This is a genomic window from Gemmatimonadota bacterium (genome assembly GCA_009841265.1).
In the GTDB taxonomy this organism is placed as follows: Bacteria; JAAXHH01; JAAXHH01; order JAAXHH01; family JAAXHH01; genus JAAXHH01.
The window spans coordinates 328,045-343,326 of the sequence record VXMB01000014.1 but is presented as its reverse complement, the minus strand read 5'-3'; the positions used below and the strand labels follow the sequence as shown (position 1 = coordinate 343,326).

4 protein-coding genes and 1 pseudogene are annotated in these 15,282 nt (G+C 65.4%); 3 read left to right on the top strand and 2 right to left on the bottom strand.

Annotated elements, in window-relative coordinates; translation table 11 throughout:
* Positions 1-3 precede the first annotated feature (3 nt).
* Complete coding sequence (locus F4X08_14075; protein ID MYD26924.1) at positions 4-789, bottom strand: phytanoyl-CoA dioxygenase family protein; 786 nt, start codon at positions 787-789, stop codon at positions 4-6.
* Between the two features lie 141 nt (positions 790-930).
* Here F4X08_14075 and F4X08_14070 point away from each other — a divergent pair.
* The 3 genes and pseudogenes from F4X08_14070 (at position 931) to F4X08_14060 (ending at position 14,868) form a co-directional block, all read left to right on the top strand.
* Positions 931-2,891, top strand: a pseudogene (locus F4X08_14070) (dehydrogenase).
* A 9-nt stretch (positions 2,892-2,900) separates the two neighbouring features.
* The gene (locus F4X08_14065) at positions 2,901-4,172 is read left to right on the top strand and encodes a 2-oxo acid dehydrogenase subunit E2 (GenBank protein MYD26923.1); all 1,272 of its coding nucleotides are present in this window, start codon (positions 2,901-2,903) and stop codon (positions 4,170-4,172) included.
* Positions 4,173-4,191: 19 nt separating this feature from the next.
* Positions 4,192-14,868 (top strand): SDR family NAD(P)-dependent oxidoreductase, encoded by a 10,677-nt coding sequence (locus F4X08_14060; protein MYD26922.1) that lies wholly within the window; start codon positions 4,192-4,194, stop codon positions 14,866-14,868.
* Positions 14,869-15,004: 136 nt separating this feature from the next.
* Here the strand turns inward: F4X08_14060 and F4X08_14055 are convergent, their stop codons facing one another.
* Positions 15,005-15,247, bottom strand: coding sequence for an acyl carrier protein (locus tag F4X08_14055; protein MYD26921.1), 243 nt, complete (start codon positions 15,245-15,247; stop codon positions 15,005-15,007).
* Positions 15,248-15,282 lie beyond the last annotated feature (35 nt).

The window sequence follows — 15,282 nt, the reverse complement described above, 5'->3', positions numbered from 1 at the left end:
TCCCTACACCCGCATCCGCAGCATGGGGTGGGCGAAGGAGACATCGATGTAAGCCCCGTCCCGCATGCGCTTCGTGCCGGGTGTCATGTAGTGGATGGCGAAGGCCCGGCGCGGCCGGTCGGTGACGTTTGCCGGGGTGTGGTGCATGGTCTGGCAGTGGTGGAACATGGCGCCGCCCGCTGGCAGGTCGACCACCGTCGCCCTTTCCGATTCGGCCTGGTCTCCCAGGTCGAGGAGGGCACCGGTCTCGGCCGACCGTTCATGGGAGACCAGGAGCCGGTGCGACCCGGGGATCAGGTGCATGGCCCCGTTCGACACGTCCACGTCGTCCAGGGTTAGCCAGCAGCTCACCAGGTTGGCGGGTGTGCACTGCCAGTAGCCGTTGTCCTGGTGCCAGAAAACGGGACCGCCCTGCCGGGGCGGCTTGTACAGGGCCTGGTCGTGGAAAAGCTGGATGTTCGGTCCCAGCAGGGACTCGACGACGTCCAGGATGGGCCCGTGGTAGAGCAGTTTCCTGAACTCGATACTGCGTTCGCACATCTGCATGATCTGCAGCATCTGCGTCCGGGCTTTGAGCTTACGCGACTCGTCTTCCGTGTCATCGATAGAGAGGTTGCGGTAACGGCCGCTTTCGCGCGCCGTTTCGAATACGCGGTCGTACTCCGTCCGGAGCGCTTCCACGTGGTCGTCGTCCAGCAACTTGCCGGCCACCAGGAACCCCTGGTCATGGAACGCGCCGACCTCTTCGACGGTCAGTCCGCGATGGGTTTCCGGCTGTGCCTCGGACATGGCCGATTCCTCTCTTTTGGATCCGCCTGGAAGGGCAAAATCGCCCTTGCCACTGGTGAAGATCTGTCTGTATTATGGAATGTTCACGACCCAATGTAAAGACGCCTGTGCAACGGGCAAGTTTTTTAGCCGGAGAGGGCCATGTCTGCCGACAGCGGGGATCGATTCGAACGCCACCGATGGCTGTACCGGACCATGTTCACGATCCGGACGGTGGAAGAACGGCTGGCGAGGTCCTTCATGGCCGGGCTGATCCACGGCGCTTGCCACACGTACGTCGGCGAGGAGGCCGTAGCCGCCGGTGTCTGCGCCGGATTGACCGATGACGACGCGGTCTTCAGCACGCACCGGGGCCACGGCCACGCGCTGGCCAAGGGGGTGTCGCCAGCCGCGCTCATCGCCGAACTTTACGGCCGGGAGTCCGGCATCTCCCACGGCCGGGGCGGCAGCATGCACCTCTTCGCTCCGGAGATCGGTCTCATGGGCACGAGCGGGATCGTGGGTCCCTGCATCCTGCAGGCCGCGGGGGCCGGCTACAGCGCCAGGCTGCTGGGCAACGGCAGCGTCGGCGTGGCCTTCTTCGGCGACGGCGCCGTGGGGAACGGCGCCTTTCACGAGGGCCTGAATCTCGCCGCCATCTACGACCTGCCCGTCCTCTTCGTCTGCGAGAACAACCTGTACGCGACCGAGGTGCCTTTCTCCCATGCCTCCAGGAACCCCGACGTGGCATCGCGCGCGTCCAATTACGGCATGCCGGGCATCGGAGTGGACGGGAACGACGTGCTGGCCGTGCACGAGGCGGCCATCGAGGCGCTGCGAAGAGCACGGGCGGGAGAGGGACCGACCCTCATCGAAGCGAAGACGTACCGCACCCGTCCCCATGCCGAGGGGATGGGCCTCACCGGCGTGTACCGCAACGATGAAGAAGTCGCCGAGTGGCGAGAGAAGGACCCCATCTCGAGGTTCCGGCGCCGTATCCTGTCCGAGGGAACGATGACGGCGTCCGATCTGGACCGGATCGAAGCCGATGTCCGGGCGGAAGTGGAAGAAGCGGAAAGGGAAGCGGCTGCCAGTCCCTGGCCCGAAGGCGTCACGGCGGACCGCCACGTGTACCGGGAGACGGTATGACCGAGAAGACCTTCACGGAAGCTGCGCGGGAAGCCCTGTCCGACGCCATGGACGCGGACCCCGCCATATTCGTGGTCGGGGAAGGCGCGGGCGAACGCGGCGGCAATTTCGAGACCACGGCCGGGCTCTACGAGAAGCACGGTCCCTTAAGGCTCTGCGACACGCCCATCTGCGAACGGGGGTTCATCGGGATGTGCACGGGCGCGGCCATGACCGGCGCCCGGCCCGTCGTGGATTTCATGTTCACGGATTTCATCCTCGACGGCCTGGGCGAACTGATCAACCAGACCTCCAAGATGCAGTACATGAGCAACGGACGGCTGAAGATGCCCATGGTGCTTCGGGGCTGCATCGGCATCGGCCACTCCGCGGCGACCCACCATTCCGGCAGCTATTATCCGTTCTTCGTTCATATCCCGGGGTTCCGCGTGGCGCTGCCGTCCAATCCCGCGGACGCGAAGGGCCTGTTCGCCACGGCGCTGCGCAGCGAGGACCCCGTTTTCTTCATGGAGCACCGGCATCTGCTGAACCTGAAGGGCCCTGTGCCCGACGGCGAGCACCGGGTCCCCTTCGGACAGGCCGCGGTCGTTCGCGAGGGGACCGATGCCACGGTCGTGGCGCTTACCGTCATGGTCCACCATGCCCTTCAGGTCGCGGAGGAACTGTCCGGCGAGGGGATTTCTCTGGAGATCGTCGATCCGCGCACCGTGGCGCCCCTGGACGTGGATACCATCCTCGCGTCTGTACGGAAGACGGGCAGGCTGCTCATCGTGGACGAGACCTTCATGCCGTGCGGGATCGGCGCGGAGATCTCCGCCCGCGTGACCGAACACGGCTTCGACGAGCTCGACGCGCCGATCAAGCGGCTGAACGGCGCCCACGTGCCCACGCCCTACAGCCCTTCCCTCGAGCAGGTCGTCGTCCCGGACCGGGCATCGATCGAACAGGCCGTCCGCGAACTGCTCGCGGAATAGGAACGGCTCATGCCCTACGAAATCGTCATGCCCCGGTTGGGCTGGAACATGGAAGAAGGCACGCTGGTCGAATGGCTGAAACAGGACGGCGAGACCGTTCGCCAGGGCGAAATGGTATGCACTATCGAAGGCGACAAGGCCGCGGCGGAGGTCGAGTCTTTCGAGGCCGGCATCCTGAAGATCCCGGACGCTTCGCCGCCTCCGGGGCGGAACGTGCCCGTGGGGACGCTCCTGGGCTACGTCGTAGCCAAAGCAGAACTCGAGACCTTTGATCCGAATGTGGGGAGAGCGGACGATACGGAGAGCGAAGTCGTCAAGGCCGGAACGGGCGGAAGCGCCGCGGCCGCACCAACCCTATCGAACGCCGGAACCGCCGAGGGCGCCCCTCGAGCGCAGGACGCCCCCGCCATCAGTCCCCGGGCCCGCCGCGCGGCACAGTCCGCGGGCATCGACTGGCGTTCATTGAAAGGTACCGGACGATCGGGCCGGATCGTGGAAAGGGACGTGCTCGAAGCCGCCCGCCGGCACGAAGGCGGCCGGCGGCTCGATCCTGCGGTGGATAGGACGGACGGTAAAGCCGGCGCCGGCCAGGGCGACATGCGGCAGGTCATCGCCCGCCGGATGGCCGAATCACATCAGACCACGGCGCCGGTCACCATGAACACCGAGGCAGACGTTTCCGCGCTTTCGTCGTTGTTCGAAGAGGCTTACCGCCCGTCCTGGTACGATCTGATGGCCGGGATTACCGCCGTCGCCCTGGACGAGCATCCCGTCATGAACGCATCCTGGCGAGACGGCGTGGTGCTGAACGACGGCATCCACATCGGCATCGCGGTGGATACCTCGGGTGGGGTGATCGTGCCCGTAATCAAGGACGTTCCGGGTAAATCGCTCCAGGAGGTCTCCGCGGCAACAAAGCAGCTGATCCAGGCCGCGCAGGACGGCGGCCTGACGCTCGACCAGATCGAGGGCGGGACCTTCACCCTGACCAACCTGGGCATGTATGACGTCGACGCCTTCACCCCGATCATACATTATCCCCAGTGCGCCATTCTCGGGCTCGGGCGGGCGGTGCCGAGGGTGGTCGTGGTCGACGAATCGAGCGGGAAGACCGGCGTGCGCCGCATGATGGCGCTCAGCCTGACCTTCGACCACCGTATCGTGGACGGTGCGCCGGCCGCCCGGTTTCTGCAACGGATCAAGCAAATGGCGGAAGCACCGGAATCGGTATTCGGCAGGGCGGACGGTATCCAAAACAGACCCAATGACGAAAGAAACTAAGTAGACGAAAGGGACGATCATGTCGATTGAAACATCACCACGGGCGAGCGAGAAAGCGGCCGGTCGATCCGGGGAAAGGACGAAGGGGAACGCCGTGCACGAACAGTCGATCGCGATCATCGGCATGGCCTGCCGGTTCCCCGGCGCACCGGACCTGGATTCATTCTGGCGCCTGCTTGAAGCGGGTGGGAACGCGGTGACCGAGGGGGTGCCCGGATCAGGTACCGGGCGCATCGGCACGCTCTTCCCGGAAGGCGCGGTAATCAGCGACGGCTGCCGGTACGGCGCCTTCGTGGACGACATAGACCAGTTCGACGAGTCCTTCTTCCGGATTTCACCGGTCGAAGCGCAGTTGCTGGACCCGCAGCAACGGATGACACTGGAAACGAGCTGGCAGGCGCTGGAAGACGCGGGAATCGACCCGGACAGTCTGAAAGGCAGCCGTACCGGGGTCTACACCGGGATCAGCAACGACGAGTACCGCATGCTGGTCCTGGAATCCACCCGGCCCTCCGACGCGGCCTCCTGTCTCTACGCGCTGAGCGGCACGAACCTCAACGGCACCTGCGGCAGGGTCGCCTTCGTACTAGGCCTGATGGGTCCCGTAAAGGCGGTGGACGCCGCCTGCGCGTCATCGCTGGTGTCAATCCATGACGCGGTATCGGACCTGCAGCACGGCAAGGCCGACCTTGCCCTTGCGGGCGGCGTGCAGGCGCTCCTGAATCCCCGTATTTACGAATTGCGCGCCGATTCCATGATGCTGTCACCGGATGGACAGTGCAAGACCTTCGACGCGTCGGCGAACGGCTACGTACGGGGCGAAGGCTGCGGCGTGGTGGTCCTGAAACGGCTGAGCGAGGCGGAGGCCGACGGCGACCGGATCTGGGGCGTCATCCGCGGTTCGGCCATAAACCACGGCGGAGCCAGTACGGGCCTGACCGTCCCCCATACGCCCGCACTCATCCGGGTGATCGAAGACGCGCTGGACCAGGCGCAGATATCACCAACGGACGTGGAATACCTGGAGGCGCACGGGACCGGTACGACCGTGGGCGATCCGATTGAGATCGACGCCGTGTCCGAAGTCTACTGCCGGGGACGCGACGCCGATCATCCGCTGCTGACGGGTTCCGTTAAAACCAATCTCGGCCACCTGGAGTCGGCCGCGGGCGTGGCCGGACTGATCAAGGCCGCCATGGTGGTGAAGCACGGGGTGATCCCGAAGCATCTCCACTTCCACGACCCGAACCCCGGTATCGATTGGGATAACCTACCCATAAGGATTACCACGGAAATGACGGACTGGCCGCGTACGAACGGGCGCACGCGCATGGCGGGCGTGAACTCCTTCGGCATTTCCGGAACCAACGCACACATCGTGGTGGAGGAGTACCGCGCGCCGGATGAAGCAGGGGACAGCGGCCGCGAGGTCGCCGGATCGCCGGTCGCCGGATCGCCGGTCGCCGTGGCCGCTTCATTGCCAGAATCGATGGCTGGCGCGCCTGTGCCGTCCGATGACCCGGAACCGCGCAAGACCCGATTGCTACCACTGTCGGGCAAATCGGACGACGCGTTACGCGAACTGGCCGGCCGATACCTTTCCTGGCTTGACCAGCAGACCGAGCGGACCGAAGCATCGCACTCCGGCGACGGCGAGGCCGGCCTGGAAGGATCCCTTTCGGATATGGCGTGGACGTCGGGCGTGGGAAGAAGCCATTTCGATCACCGGGCAGGCATTGCCTTCCACGATATCGGTTCACTGCGGAAACGGCTCACCGAACTGACCGAAGCCGGCCCGATCGAGCACGCCCTGAAACCGGCGAAGGTCGCGTTTGTCTACACCGGGCAGGGCAGCCAGTGGGTCGGCATGGGCCAGGCGCTTTACGAACAGGAGCCCGTAGCCCGTGCAGTACTGGACCGCTGTGAAGCGGTGTTCCAGGAGGTCCGCGGGACCTCGCTGCTGGACGTGATGTTCGGCCGTAACGAAGCGGAAGGACCGCTGAACGACACGGCCTGGGAGCAACCGGCGCTTTTCGCGTTGGAATGTGCGCTGACGGCCCTCTGGTCGAGCGTTGGCGTTCGGCCGGCCGTGGTCATGGGCCACAGCGTCGGCGAACTGGCCGCGGCGCATGCCGCGGGGGTGTTCAGCCTTGAAGACGGGATGCGGTTCGCCGCCACGCGGGGCACCTTGTTGTCCGGTACCGAAGAAGGCGCCATGGCCGCGGTTTTTGCGCCCGCGGAACGGGTCGCATCGGAACTGGAAGGGCTGAACGAAACGGCCGGCGATATCGAAGCGACCGGCGGAATCGGGTGCAATATCTCGGCGGACAACGGGTCGCACCAGGTGGTAAGCGGAACGGTCCCGGGCGTCGAAGCCGTCATGAGGCACTTCGAGTCGGCGGGGATCCGTGCAAGACGGCTGAACACCACCAGGGCCTTCCACAGCGCGCTGGTGGAACCGGCCCTGGACGCGCTGGAAGCGTCATTGGATGGCGTGACCGTCAATGCTCCCTCGATCGCTGTCGTCAGCAATCTCACCGGGCAGGCGGTGGCGCCGGAACACGCATTTGACGGGGCCTACTGGAAACGGCACGCGCGGGAACCCGTGGCTTTCGCACAGAGTGTCGGCACGCTGGCCGCACTCGGCGTGGACCTGGTCGTCGAGATCGGTCCGCACGCGATCCTGGCACCCATGACGGTCTCGTCCTGGCCGGAAACTCCGCAGACCCCAGCGCCCGCGATCGTCCCCAGTCTCAGCAGACCCTCCAGCGATACCCCTGAGACGGAAAAAGGCAGTCTCCTTCAGGCGGTAGCGTCGGTATACGAAGCCGGACAGCCGATACGATTCGAGGGACTCTTCGCCGGGGAATCCAGGCGGAGAATTGCCCTGCCGGGTTATCCTTTCCAGCGCCAGCGACACTGGGTCGAAGCGCCGAAGCAACGTCGGAGCGGCGCCGGCCATCCCCTGCTGGGAGACCGTCACGAGTCCGCTCGCGGCGAGATCACGTTCGAAACGGAGATCTTCCCCGCGGATCCATCCTGGCTGAACGACCACCGCGTTTTCAACCGCGTCCTGGCTCCGGGCGCCCTGTACGGTTCCATGGCCTGTGCCGTATCGATGCTTGAGGGAAGCGGTCCGATGGTTTTGGAAGACATGCAGTTACACAACGCGATGGTCTTCGAAGACGAGGAAGGGGCCGAGAACGGACGACGGATTCAGGTCGTGATCGATACGGCGAAACCGGATTCATCCAGAGGCATGCAGATCTACAGCAAGGGGAATGAAGAAGAATGGACGGTCCATGTCGAAGGGCGCATCGCATCGGGCGCCCCCGATCCGGGAGACGGTACAGGCGGCCAGTCCGGTCAGGCTGACCAGGCTGGCAAGGTTGACGGGCAGGTCGACCTGGAAGCGCTGAAAGACGGACTTTCGCCCGTGGACGTCGCGGGCTACTACCGCCACCGGGCGAGTACGGGGGTCGATCTCGGTCCCAGCTTCCGCACGCTCGGTAACGCATGGTCCCGGCCCGGCGAGGCGGTAGCGGAGGTCTCTATTACGGAACCCCACGACAGGGATGGGCTTGACGTGCATCCCCTCGTCCTCGACGGATGCTTCCAGGTCATGGGCGTTGCGCGGAACGTGGCGGAGACCGAAGGCGGCGCGACCTACCTGCCCTTCGGCTGGGAGCGGATGTGGCTGGCGGGACCGCTGCCGGACCGGGTGGTCTGTCACGTGCTGCTTGGCGAATCCTCGCGCGGCGCCGAGGCGAACCCGGACGAGACGCCGGAAGTACTGAGCGGCGAGATGAGGATTTACGATCCGAACGGCGCCCTGGTCGGCCGCCTGAGTGGATACACGGTGAAACGGGCGACCCGGGCGGCCCTGTTGGCGGCAGTCGAAGGCGTGAATGACCTGCTGTACGAGGTCGTATGGCGCGAGCGCCCCCTGGCCCCCGGAATCGAAGCGGCGGACTTCTTCCCGAGTCCTTCGGAAGTCGCGGGCAACGCACAGTCGTTTACGGGCTACCTGACGGACGCCGGCGTGGATCCGGAGAACCGGAACGCCCTGCTGGCGGACCTGGAACGATGGTCGCGGTCCCGCGCACTCGCGTCGCTGGAGGAACTGGGATGGCAGCGTGAGAAAGGCGCGGTGGTCGATCCCGATGATCTCAGGCAGGCGCTGGGCGTCCTGCCGGAACACACCCGCCTCTTTCGCCGGCTTTTCGAGATGCTCGCCAGATCCGGCGTAATGGAGGAGCGGGACGATGGATTCCGCGTGGTTGTGGGTCCGGAGGATCCGCTCCCTGAACACATGCCCGCCGACCTCGAGGCCTTCGCCGACTGGATGAAGGACAGGTATGACCAGGGCCAGATCGAGATCGGGCTGTTCCTGCGGTCCGGCCTCGCCCTGGCGGAAGTGCTTCGCGGAAAAGAGGACCCCCTGACCCTCCTGTTCAGCAGTGGAGAACCGACGGCGGGCGATCTTTATCTGAAAGCGCCCGTCGCGCGGGCTGCGAACAGGATGCTCACGGAGGCGGTGCAGGCCCTCGTGTCCACACTGCCGGACGGACGGCGCCTCAGGGTGATCGAAGTCGGGGCCGGCACGGGGTCCGCGACCGCGTCCGTCTTGCCCGAGCTTCCGGAGGGCCGATTCATATATACCTACACCGATATTTCCGCGGGCTTCTTCTCCGAGGCGGAAGCCCGGTTCGGCGACCGTGGCGGAGCCATCGACTATCGCCCGCTGGATATCGAAAAGGACCCGATCGAGCAGGGATTCGAGCCGCACGGTTACGACCTGCTGATCGCGTCGAACGTACTGCACGCGACACGGTACCTGACAGAGACCCTCGGTCACTGCAGGGATCTGCTCGCGCCGTCCGGTCATCTGATCGCCCTCGAGAACCTCAGCGGACTGGGTTGGATGGACCTGATCTTCGGACAGCTCGACGGCTGGTGGCGTTTCGCCGACGATTACCGGCCCCACCACGCGCTGGCAGGCCCCGACGTATGGAAGCAGGCTCTTGGCGACGCGGGATTCGCGGAAGCGGAAGTGCTGGGACCCGACGGACCGGACGGAACAGGCGCACCAGACGGACCAGGCAGGCCGGATACATCGGACGCGTCCACGATCCTGGACAAAGGCGTGATTGTGTCCCAGGGCCCGGCGAAGGTGTCCGAGCCTGCCGGCGCGTGGATCCTCACCGAGGACCGGGCGGGACGGGCAGCGGAACTCGCGTCCGCGCTGGCGGCGCGGAACCAGACGGTCTACCTGGTGCGGGACGGCGAAGCAGCGGACGAACTGCCTGCCGCAACCGGTCCGGGTATCGTCAGAACCACCGCGGAATGGGGGCAACGCGAATCATGGCGGTCGCTGATCGAAAGCCTGCCGCAGGACGTACCCTTCAGCGGCATTGCACATCTGGCCGGCCTGGATGGCCCCGGTACGCAGGCCGCCACGCTAGAACTGGCCGCGGAAGTGCAGCGTGCCGGAGCCTGTGCCCTCGCCCTCGTGCAGGGACTGATCGACACCGATTCGACTCCGGCCAGGGGCGTCTGGTTCATCACCCGCGGGTCCCAGGTACTGGAACGGGAGCTCGGCGGTGAACTGGCGGGTGCCGCCCTGTGGGGATTCGGCAAGGGGGTGGCCCGCGAAGCGCCGCATCTGCAACCACGGATGCTGGATCTGGACCCCGCGGAACTGGCGCCGGGTCCCGATCTCGTCAATGAACTCATGTACCCGGACGAGGAGAACCACATCGTCTACCGGCGGGAAGGCCGCATGGTGGCACGGCTGGTTCGCATGGGAGACGGATCCGACCGCCTGGACTTTCCGGAAGACCGGGACTGGGTGCTGGCGCCCGACCCGGCGGGCGTCTTCGACCAACCCTTCGTACAACCGCTCCCGCCGCGCCCGCTCGAACCACGGGAAGTCCGGGTCGCCGTCGAGGCGGCCGGGCTCAATTTCTGGGATGTATTCCGGTCCCTCGGCTTCATCGAAGAGGGTCTCCTGGGACGGGAGATGTGCGGCGTGATTACCGAGGTGGGCGACGAAGTATCGTCCGTCTCGGTGGGAGATCACGTGGTGGGTCTGGGCTTCGGCGCCTTCGCGCCGCTCATGATCACCCATGGGGATCTCGTGGCGCCCGCACCGGAGGGCTTCTCCGTCTCCGGACTCGCCACGGTGCCCAGCGCCTTCGTATCCGCCGCGCTTTCCTTCGAATACTCGGGACTCGAGGCGGGAGAAAAAGTGCTCATTCACGCCGGTGCCGGCGGAGTGGGACTGGCGGCCATCCAGCTGGTTCAGGCCGCGGGGGCCGAGGTCCATGCCACGGCAAGCGCCCCGAAACAGGCCTATCTCCGTTCGCTGGGCGTGGAGCACATTTACGACAGCCGCACGACGGCGTTCGGACCGGAGATCCTCGAAGCCACGGATGGCGAAGGGGTGGACGTGGTCCTGAACAGCCTGACGGGCGAGGGGTTCATCGACGCCAGCCTGTCCTGCCTCAAGCCCGATGGCCGTTTCGTGGAGATGGCCCGGCGCGACATCCTGACCGGGGACGAGATGGCCGCGCTGCGTCCCGACGTGGCATACGACATCCTGGAGTTGGATGTACTTAAGAAGACGGACCCTGCCTGGGTCGGCCGCGTCCTCAGAGGTATCATGGAGCGCCTGGTTTCGGGAGAACTCAAACCCATCATCCACAGCCGCTGGCCCCTGGCCGAAGCGGGCGCCGCCCTGTCTTTCATGCGGTCCGCCCGCCATCTCGGAAAGATCGTCGTTACGCCGCCCCCGCTGGTCACAGGCAGATTGAGGAAGGACCGCACCTACCTGGTGACGGGAGGGCTGGGCGGCATCGGTTGCGCGGTGGCCGGCTGGCTCGCGGACCGCGGCGCCGGCACGATCGTGCTGAACGGCCGCCGCCAGCCGGACGCGGAAGCCGAAGAAGCCATCCAGGAACTCCGGGAGCGGGGTGTGGCGATACAGGTGGAACTGGCGGACGTGACGGACCTGGACGCGGTGGACGCGATGCTCGAGCGCATGGACCGGGAACTGCCTCCCCTGGGCGGGGTGATCCACAGCGTAGGCGTGCTGTCGGACGGCGCGCTGGGGAACCAGCGCTGGGAGAACTTCGAGACCGTGTTGCGGCCCAAGATTCTGGGCGCCTGGCATCTGCACCAGGCAACCCGGGACCGGGACCTGGATCTGTTCGTGCTCTTCTCGAGCCGGGTCGGCGTCATGGGCAACCCGGGCCAGGCGAACCACGCCATGGCCAATGCGTTCCTGGACCAGTTGGCCGGCCACCGACGGGCGCTGGGGCTTCCGGGCCAGGCCATCGCCTGGGGCGCCTGGTCGGAGATCGGCGAAGCAGCGGAGCAGAAAGAACGGATCGAAAGCCAGCGCGCGGCCCTCGGCGGCCGCTGGTTTACCCCGCAGCAGGGCCTGAGGGCGCTGGACCGGCTGGTCCGGCAGGATGGAACCCATTCCGTGGTCATGGCGATGGACTGGTCCGTATTCGAAGAAGCGGCGGAAAGCCGGCCGCCCTTGCTCGAGGACCTGCTCACGGCTGCCCAGGAGGCGGCGGAAGAGGCGCCGGAATCCTCCTCGGACGACGTCCTGACCCGCCTGCGGAACACACCTTCCGCGGAGCGGGAGAACGTGTTGGTTTCCTTTCTGCAAGGGGAAGTGCAGTCGGTGCTTCGGTTGTCGTCCACCCCCGCGCCTACCGTGGGGTTTTTCGACCTCGGCATGGATTCACTGATGGCGGTCGAACTGAGGAACCGGTTGAACCGCGCCCTTGCGGGCAGCTACACGGCGCCCAATACCCTGGTTTTCGACTATCCGGATATCTCGTCTCTCGCCACCCACCTGATGGACGAGATCGGCGACGCGGAATTGGAAAGCGGTGATCCTGGATCCGGCAGTGGCAGTGGAAACGAAGCCGCGGGTTCGGAAGCGCCTGCCGGATCCGGCCGCTTTGCCATCGCGCCCCCGGAAGCGCCCACAGGGCAAGAGAGCGGTGCCTCTGCTGTCCCGGAAGCGCCCACCGGGCCCGCAAGCGGCGCCGTGGCTCGGTCCGAAAACGAAGGCATTGCCATTATCGGCATGGCGTGCCGTTTTCCCGGCGCGCCGGACCTGAATGCCTTCTGGAGCATGCTGGAAGAAGGTACGGATGCCGTCACGGACGTGCGTCCCGACACCGGACTGGCGAGTGTATCGCCGGATCGGCCGGACCAGGGCGACGAAGGTTGGCGTCGCGCAGGGTTCATAGACGACATAGACCAGTTCGATGCGAGGTTCTTCAGGGTATCGCCACTGGAAGCGCGCAGCATGGACCCCCAGCAGCGGCTCCTGCTGGAGACGAGTTGGCACGCGATCGATGACGCGGGAATCAATCCGGACAGGCTCCGAGGTTCGCGTACGGGGGTGTACACGGGTATATCTTCCAGCGAGTATCGTGATTTGATGAAGAACCGGGGAGGCGGCGTCAATTTCCTGGGTACGGCCAGGAGCCTGACAGTAAGCCGGATTTCCTTCTTGTTGGGCCTGGAAGGTCCCTCGGTACCTCTGGAACTGAATTGTGCGTCGGCCCTGTTTGCTGTGCACCACGCTGTGGCCAGCCTCCGTCTCGGAGAAGTGGATATGGCTCTGGCAGGAGCGGTAAATACGGTGCTGTCCCCCGATATCACGTCGGAAATGGCCTACCTGGGCATGCTGTCCAATAAAGGTCGTTGCTACGCCTTCGACGCCAAAGCAGACGGTTTCGTTAGAGGCGAAGGCTGCGCCGTGGTCGTGTTGAAACGATTGAGCGCGGCCCAGGCGGACGGCGACCGCATCTGGGGCGTCATCCGGGGTTCGGCGGTCAACCAGAACGGTGCGACCGCGGGGCCCACGGTGCCCAATGGTCCGGCGCAGGAACGGGTGATCGAGGACGCGCTGGCGCAGGCGGGCGTCGATCCCGCGGAAGTGGACTATCTGGAGGCCCACGGCGCCGGTTCGGCGCTGGGCGACCCGATCGAGGTGCAGGCGGCCGCCGCGGTTTACGGCAGGGGACGCGAGCCGGACCGGCCGCTTCTGGTGGGGTCGGTGAAGACCAATATCGGCCATCTCGAGTCTGCTGCCGGCCTCGCCGGACTGATCAAGGTGGTCATGGCGATTCGCCACAGGCGCATCCCGAAACAACTTCATTTCGAGAAGCCAAACCCGAACGTGGAATGGGACCGCCTTCCCGTGCGGGTGACCTCGGAAGCCGTGGACTGGCCGGCCTGTCCCGAACGGCCGCATCGCGCGGCGGTCAGCGCCTTCGGCATATCCGGGGCGAACGCCCACGTGGTGGTCGAAGGCTATGGGACGCGCGACGATGGCGCGCAATCGGCGGAAACGGTGATCGAAGCGACCGGCGACCGGCAGACCGTCGCGGTGAAACTGCCACCGGGTGTCCCGGAACCGCAACGGGACAATGTGCGTCCCGGGGCGCGGACGAGCCGCCTCCTGCCGCTTTCGGGCAAGAACCCGGCGGCACTCAGGGCACTTGCCGCAAGTTACCTGTCCTGGCTGGATCGGGTTTTCGAGGACGGCTCGAACGCGGAATCGGAAGAGGAGTTCCTGTCGGATATGGCGTGGACCGCGAGCGAGGGTAGAAGCCACTTCAGTTGCCGGAACGGCGTGGTGTTTCGCAGTGTCGCAACGCTCCGCGAAGGACTGGAGGAACTCGCGTCGAATGAGGCCCGTTCAGATTCCGTCGAGTCGAACTCGATCAATGTGGCCGAGGCCGCGCCGAAGGTGGCGTTCGCATATGATGGTTGGGACGACAGATGGCGGGATACCGGCAAGCGCCTGTATGATTCGGAACCCGTGGTACGAGGCGTCCTGGATCACTGTGAAGCGCTGTACCGCGGCGAAACGGAGGCCTCCCTGCTTGATCCCCTGTTCGACGGGGAAGGGGCGGAGCATCCGATCGACGATCCGGCCTGGACGGATCCGGCGGCCTATGCGCTTCAGTGCGCGATCACCGCCCTGTGGTCCAGCCTGGGTGTACGGCCCTCGGCAGTCTGTGGCCGCAACGTCGGGGAGATCGCCGCCGCACAGGCTGCCGGAGCGTTCACGCTCGACGAGGGACTCCGCATCGCACTGGCGCGCGGTGAGATCGCCAGGGCCATGGATATGGGGCGCGATGTATCGGCAGCCGCAGAAGCATCGAAGATCAGGCTGGATGGGATATCCGTATCGACGCCGTCACTCACGATCGTCAGCGGCGCCACGGGAGAAAGGGTGGGGCCGCCGAAGATGGCGGACCTGGACCGCTGGATCCATCGGACAGTCGAAGGCGAGGGATCGCTCGCCGGCCAGGGATCGAGCCAGGGATCGGGCGCTTCGGCGCGAAGCCTGGCCGATCTTGCCGTGGATACGCTGATCGAGATCGGCCCGGAATCGAGGTTTGCTTCGAGTATCACCGGAGCATGGCCGGAGAAGCCGGCGGATGAAGCCGCCGCGGCTCCCACCTTGTTCGGCGGCCTCGCTTATATTGCAGATGAAAACGACGGAGAGGAAGGAGACGGATTCCTGCATGCGGTGAAGACGGCTTACGAAATCGGTTTGCCGGTATCACCGGACGGACTGTTCGCGGGTGAATCCCGTCGAAGACGAGCCCTGCCCGGTTATCCGTTCCAGCGCATGAGCTACTGGATCCATTAAGAGCCAACGGCCACCGACTGCACCAACACACGAAACCCGTCTGCGAAAGCTCGGACGCTCTCACAGACGGGCTGGTATACCGTGCGACAAGTCGAAACGCATGACGGTTGTAACGCGCGACCGTCGTAAGGAATGCTCAGGCAGCGGCGTCCAGCCGGCTGACGAGTTCCTGCACCGTCTTGACGTCCACGCAGTCCTGAGGGGAGAATTCCATATTGAACTCCTCGGCGACAACCTTCGCGAACGCAAGAATGTCCACGGAGGAAACGCCGGCCTCAGTAAGGCTGATGTTGAGATCGTCCGGCAGTGCGATGGGTTGCCCGTCGACTTCCAGGTTGTCCTCAATGAGCTTCCTGATACGATCAGCGGTCGTAGCCATGGATGTCTTCCTTTCCAATTGGGGGGTTAATCAAC